The organism is Dyadobacter jejuensis (assembly GCF_003149085.1).
Lineage (GTDB): Bacteria > Bacteroidota > Bacteroidia > Cytophagales > Spirosomataceae > Dyadobacter > Dyadobacter jejuensis.
Map to the genome: position 1 here is coordinate 1 of NZ_QGDT01000032.1, position 5,043 is coordinate 5,043.

Sequence of the window (5,043 nt, forward strand, 5' to 3'; positions counted from 1 at the left end):
CCACCCGTGGGGAGGTCAATCGGCCCGAAGTTTACGGCCTCATATCCACTAGAGGCATAGTTGCCGCTCTGGGAATAGGCCTGCTGGGCGAGAAGTATTAATAATAGGTAAAGGTGTTTTTTCATATTAAATATGATCTATAAATAAAGTAATTGGTTTGCTGCAAATATAGGGAAGTGGAGTTTCGTCTGTGTATTTTTATTTGATAAAAAGTAAAATGGTACTATGTTTTTAGTATATATATTATAATTAGATAGTATAAATTTAATTAATCTATATTTGTAGTATAATTACATTTTGGTTTTAGTATTTGTTGTGTTTTTTGTAAATTCTAATCGCTCCTTAAATTTGTATATAGAATAGGACAGGTTTGAAAGGAATGACGGATTACACTAGTACAACACATGTTATTCGGTCGAATAACATTGCGGCTATTTTGTTAGAACAATTGAATGTTGAATTGGTAATAGGAGGTTAGCACTTATCAAAGGGCCGACCAGATCATTCTCCTCGATAAGGGCCGAATTATGGAAGTAGGGAATCAGGAGCAGCTTTTAGAGAAACAAGGTTTTTACGCTAATCTCTACCAAATGGAGTACAAAGAGGTGTTGAATGATAGGGGTTAGGGGATAGGAGTTAGGTAATAGGCGGTAGGTTAAAGGCGGCCGCCGCGCCGCGGGCGGCCAGCCTAAGGGTTTTGCTGATAATAGCGTACATAATCCACCTGGTACACGAAAGGGTAGGAGTCTTTATCGATATTCCCCCCACTTTTTCCTCCTAGGGCAAGGTTGACGAGCATATAATGGGGCTTGGTGAATTGTGCCCATTCGGAGGCAGTATGTTCGCTGGCCTTGTAGGTGGCATATAGGGTATTGTCGAAATAAAAATCGATTTGCTCACTATCCCATTCGATGGCATAGACGTGAAAGGCAACGGAAAGGTCGTTTTTGGCAGGAGCGTAGGGGGTAATACGGGGGGCATCCACTCCTTCGGAATTGGCCATATGCAGGCTGCCAAATACATAATTGGGTACGAAGCCAAGCCATTCCATTACGTCGATCTCCCCACAGTAAGGCCAGCCGATGGTATCGCGATTGACGCCCAGGGTCCAGAATGCCGGCCAAGCTCCTGCTCCCTTTGGCATTTTGGCCCGCATTTCGAGCCTTCCGAAGAGGACTTGGAGGCGATCTTTGGTGGTGATGCTGGCGGAGGTAATGGGGTATTCGGCGGCAGTCGTGTCATAGCGCCCCGTGATGGTAAGCATTCCGTCCTTTACTTCGCTATTGAGTAGACTGGCCTCTTGGTAATACTGTTCCTCTTGGTTGCGTACATACCCTTTTTCGTATCCCCATTTGGTAGAGTCGGGGAGTCCGTTATACTCGAATTCATCGGACCACACGAGCTCATAGGTTTTTTTAGGATCTATATTTTCCTTTTCGTTCTTTTTGGAACAGGAGCTTAGGATAGAAAATAAAATAATGCAAAAGGTAACCAGAAAGCGAAATGAAAGGAAGGTGGGCATAGTAATAAGACGACCTAGTGATCATGTTGATATGGTAAAAATACATTAAATATTTTAATAAGTAGGAGGGGTAGGTTGCTATAGGAAGGAGCCGAATACAGGCCGATGCTATTGTAGTAAAGAGGAATTCAATGTGTTAGGATAAAGCTGTTCAGAGGTTGAATAAGCAATTGGGGTCTCTTTTATTAGAATCTAAGGGATTCACTGCATTTTGGACTTATTGAAATAATGAGAGCGTAACCTTCCTAGGTCGATCAGTAGGACTGACTTGATGTTAAGCTATTTAGACTTTTGTGTTCAATAAATACTTGATTCTAAAGTAGTTGTGACAAGACGACCAGGGTGACATAAACGCATTATTTTGTCTTTTTGTCTCCCTTGTCGTCTTGATTAATCCTTACGTAGGTAATCACGCTTAATCCTTGGCATCTGTACCCCTCATTGGAGTACCTATCCGTATTCGCTTCATAGGGTTAAAACGATTAATCCGCTAGCTCTATGGCTACTAGGTAGCCATTAAAAAGAGTGATCGGTCTTTCAGCTCCATAGTAAGTATGAATATTAAGGATATAGTTAACTTTTGAATTAGTTCCTAAAATACGTAGATTTCCATCGGTTTTGGTTTGTATATATCCTATAAAGGACTGGTATAAGCCTAGTTGAGGTTGTATATAGCTAGTTCCATCACTTGCCATTTCGACGCTGGGAAATTCTTTATTTACTCCCATATAGTGAGGTGAAAATTGTTGCATCGGACCGTAGTCCTGAATAGTTTGAAAATAAAAATTTCCGTTAAGGAAGGTAGTTTCGGTGGCTGTATCATTTCCGTACTTTAAATATAATGCAAGAGGTCCGTTACCAGTCGAGAATTTTCGTAATCCCATGTAAATAATTTTATAAGTTTTGTTTGCCAGTAAAGGGATACTCATGCCTGGAATTTGAATGAAGTTAGTGTAATTGGTCGTATAGGTAATAGGAGCGGTTTGGGTAACGAGGTTGACGGAAACACAAGCAGGAGGAGTACGCCAGGAGGCTATGCCGTTGGCATCCGAGGTAAGTACCTTACCCGTACCTTGAGTCCCATCGACGATCTTTATATCTCCTGCCACATTGAGTTTGGCATCTAAGGAGCTAGTGCCTATTCCCACTTTACCTTCGGATTGCTCAATGACGACCTTGGAGCCATTGGTGGCTTCTACCTCTAAGTTGGTATTTGGTGTGAATATGGTTGGATTGCTGCCTATTTTGACTTGTGCATAACTAGGGGCATAAGTCAATAATAATAGAAAATAAAATATATTTTTCATTTTAAGTTGGTTTTAATGTGTTATAGTCTTAGAAAATTTCTCGTATTATAATGCGAAAAGGAATCTGATTTGGCGCATTTTACTATATTATGAGTGTCTCCGGTTCTGATATTCCTTTTCCTGCCTTTTGGGTACCTATTAGCTTTTTGCCGAGTACTATTTCTAAGGTTTATTTTGATTAAGTTTTAGAATACAGCGGTTGGATATCAAGCCGTTCTCGAATCATTGAGGATTTTAATCTAGTAATTCAACGATCATCAGGGCCCCTTTGTAGGATTTTACACTGCCATAAGTATAAAAGGATGTCGATTGTGGTTGAAATGTGCCATCATATTTTGTCAGTCTATTATTGGCCTGTATGGTAAAAGTTTGAGCAGTATTGGTTTTAATATAACAAGTAAAGGTTTGCGGGGTTCCTGAAATTATAATATTAGTGCTACCGACTGATAGGACTTGATGAGTAGTATAGTAAAGATTGTTTTTACTCATTGTGTAGCCTCTAATATCAGAATCAGCTTGGCCCCATATTTGAGAATTGATGATGAAAGAACCTGTGAGTTTCTCTATATCAGTGGTATTATTACCGTACTTAATGTGATAAGTTAATTCATGGATACTTGCGTAAACGGGGTTGACGGCTTCGCTATTACCCAAAAATTCAATTCTATATGTTTTGCCTGCTTGTAGTGGGGCCGACAGCCCTGGAATATCAGTAAAAGTATCGCCGGCAATTATATAGTCAGAAGGTTGTCGGTAAACCGACACAGGGGAGGTGGGACCAGCAACACAAGGGGCCGTAGGTTGCCAGGAGGCCAGGCCATTGGCATCGGAAGTCAAAACCTTTGCTTCACCTTCGGTGCCATCCGTTATTTTTACGTTCCCAACTACATGAAGTTTGGAATCAGGATTGGTAGTGCCTATCCCGACTCGTCCGTCATCTGTTGTAACTACAACTTTTGTTCCATTACTGGACTCGATCTCCAAATTCGTATTGGGTGTGATGGCCGTTGGGTTATTGCCTATCTTTACTTGGGCCATACATAATCCGTTCCATAGCACAAAGGCGGCCAATATTAGTTGTTTCATGATAAAGCTATATTTAATATTTTTGAAAGTCTGGTTAACAGGATTTTAAATGGGGGGGGCAAGCCCCGATGCTGTGTATTCTTGTATTAATCTAACTGGGTTACCGATAGGGTTCCATTCGAAAATTTAACGGGTTTAGCAGAATTATTATCGATGACAGTCACAAAACCAGGTTCTATTTGATCGTTGGTGCCTTGAATAATCAAATTTTGGGCCGTATTGGTCTTAATTATCCCTTGCATAACCAATATTGAGGCTCCTTGCAATGCAGTTGGGCCAGTAAGTTTGGAAACTGGTAATCTCGTTTCAGTATAGCTAACAAGGCAACTCTTATTCAATGTTATGCCCTGATTTACACCGGTGGTATATGGCGGATAAGGGTCTGTGGTTTCATTTCTTCGAGAAAGATACATTCCTCCCACTAAGTCCGCAATATCACTTCCATTATTCCCATATTTTATAGCAGCCGATAAAAAGTATAATTCTACCAAGCATTGAAACTCAAAAAGGTAGGTTTTGCCTGCTAATAAAGGAATGGAGATGCCAGGTAGATCCGTTAAAGATTGAGTGGTAAAGATGATATCTGACGTTTGCTGCACCGCTTGGATTTGTCCTATTCCACCGCCTACTGGGGCAGAATAAGGAGTTTGCCATGATCCCAAACCGGTGGCATCGGAAGTAAGTACTTTCCCCGTTCCTTGATTGCCATCTACAATTTTGATATTACCCTCAACATTTAATTGGGCAGGTGTAGTGGTGGTTCCAATACCCATACTTCCATTATCTTGCTTAATTACTACTTTTGAGCCATTCGTTGCTTCAACTTCAAGGTTGACATTGGGGGTAATGCTAGTTGGATTACTACCTACTTTTACCTGTGCATAACTGAGCCCATTGGCCAAGAGAAGTATAAATAAAATTATTTTTTTCATTATTATTTATAGTTAAATTTTCGAATATTAATGTGTTTTTAGGTCGTTGCTTTTGGTAAGCAGACTATATGTTATTGTTTTATAATTTTCTGGGTAGCAGAAATTGTCTTTCCGTTGGCGTCGCGTAGTCTTACGAAATAGATGCCACTACTGAGTGCTGCCGCGCCAAAGCTGGTGGTTCCTGGTCCATCTATCT

Annotated in this window: 5 protein-coding genes; all 5 read right to left on the reverse strand. The window is 40.7% G+C overall.

All coding sequences use genetic code 11. The features are described from left to right. Window positions 1-688 precede the first annotated feature (688 nt). Window positions 689-1,522: a glycoside hydrolase family 16 protein gene (locus CLV98_RS22800; protein WP_109678402.1), complete on the reverse strand. Its 834-nt coding sequence runs from the start codon at window positions 1,520-1,522 to the stop codon at window positions 689-691. Window positions 1,523-2,004: 482 nt separating this feature from the next. Further along, the gene (locus tag CLV98_RS22805) at window positions 2,005-2,829 is read right to left on the reverse strand and encodes a hypothetical protein (protein WP_109678404.1); all 825 of its coding nucleotides are present in this window, start codon (window positions 2,827-2,829) and stop codon (window positions 2,005-2,007) included. Window positions 2,830-3,063: 234 nt separating this feature from the next. Further along, entirely contained in the window at window positions 3,064-3,915 is an 852-nt protein-coding gene (locus tag CLV98_RS22810; RefSeq protein ID WP_109678406.1) for a hypothetical protein, read from the reverse strand. A gap of 86 nt (window positions 3,916-4,001) precedes the next feature. Then, entirely contained in the window at window positions 4,002-4,847 is an 846-nt protein-coding gene (locus tag CLV98_RS22815) for a hypothetical protein (RefSeq protein ID WP_109678408.1), read from the reverse strand. 71 nt (window positions 4,848-4,918) lie between these two features. Continuing rightward, the gene (locus CLV98_RS24260; protein WP_109678410.1) at window positions 4,919-5,041 is read right to left on the reverse strand and encodes a T9SS type A sorting domain-containing protein; all 123 of its coding nucleotides are present in this window, start codon (window positions 5,039-5,041) and stop codon (window positions 4,919-4,921) included. Window positions 5,042-5,043: the final 2 nt, after the last annotated feature.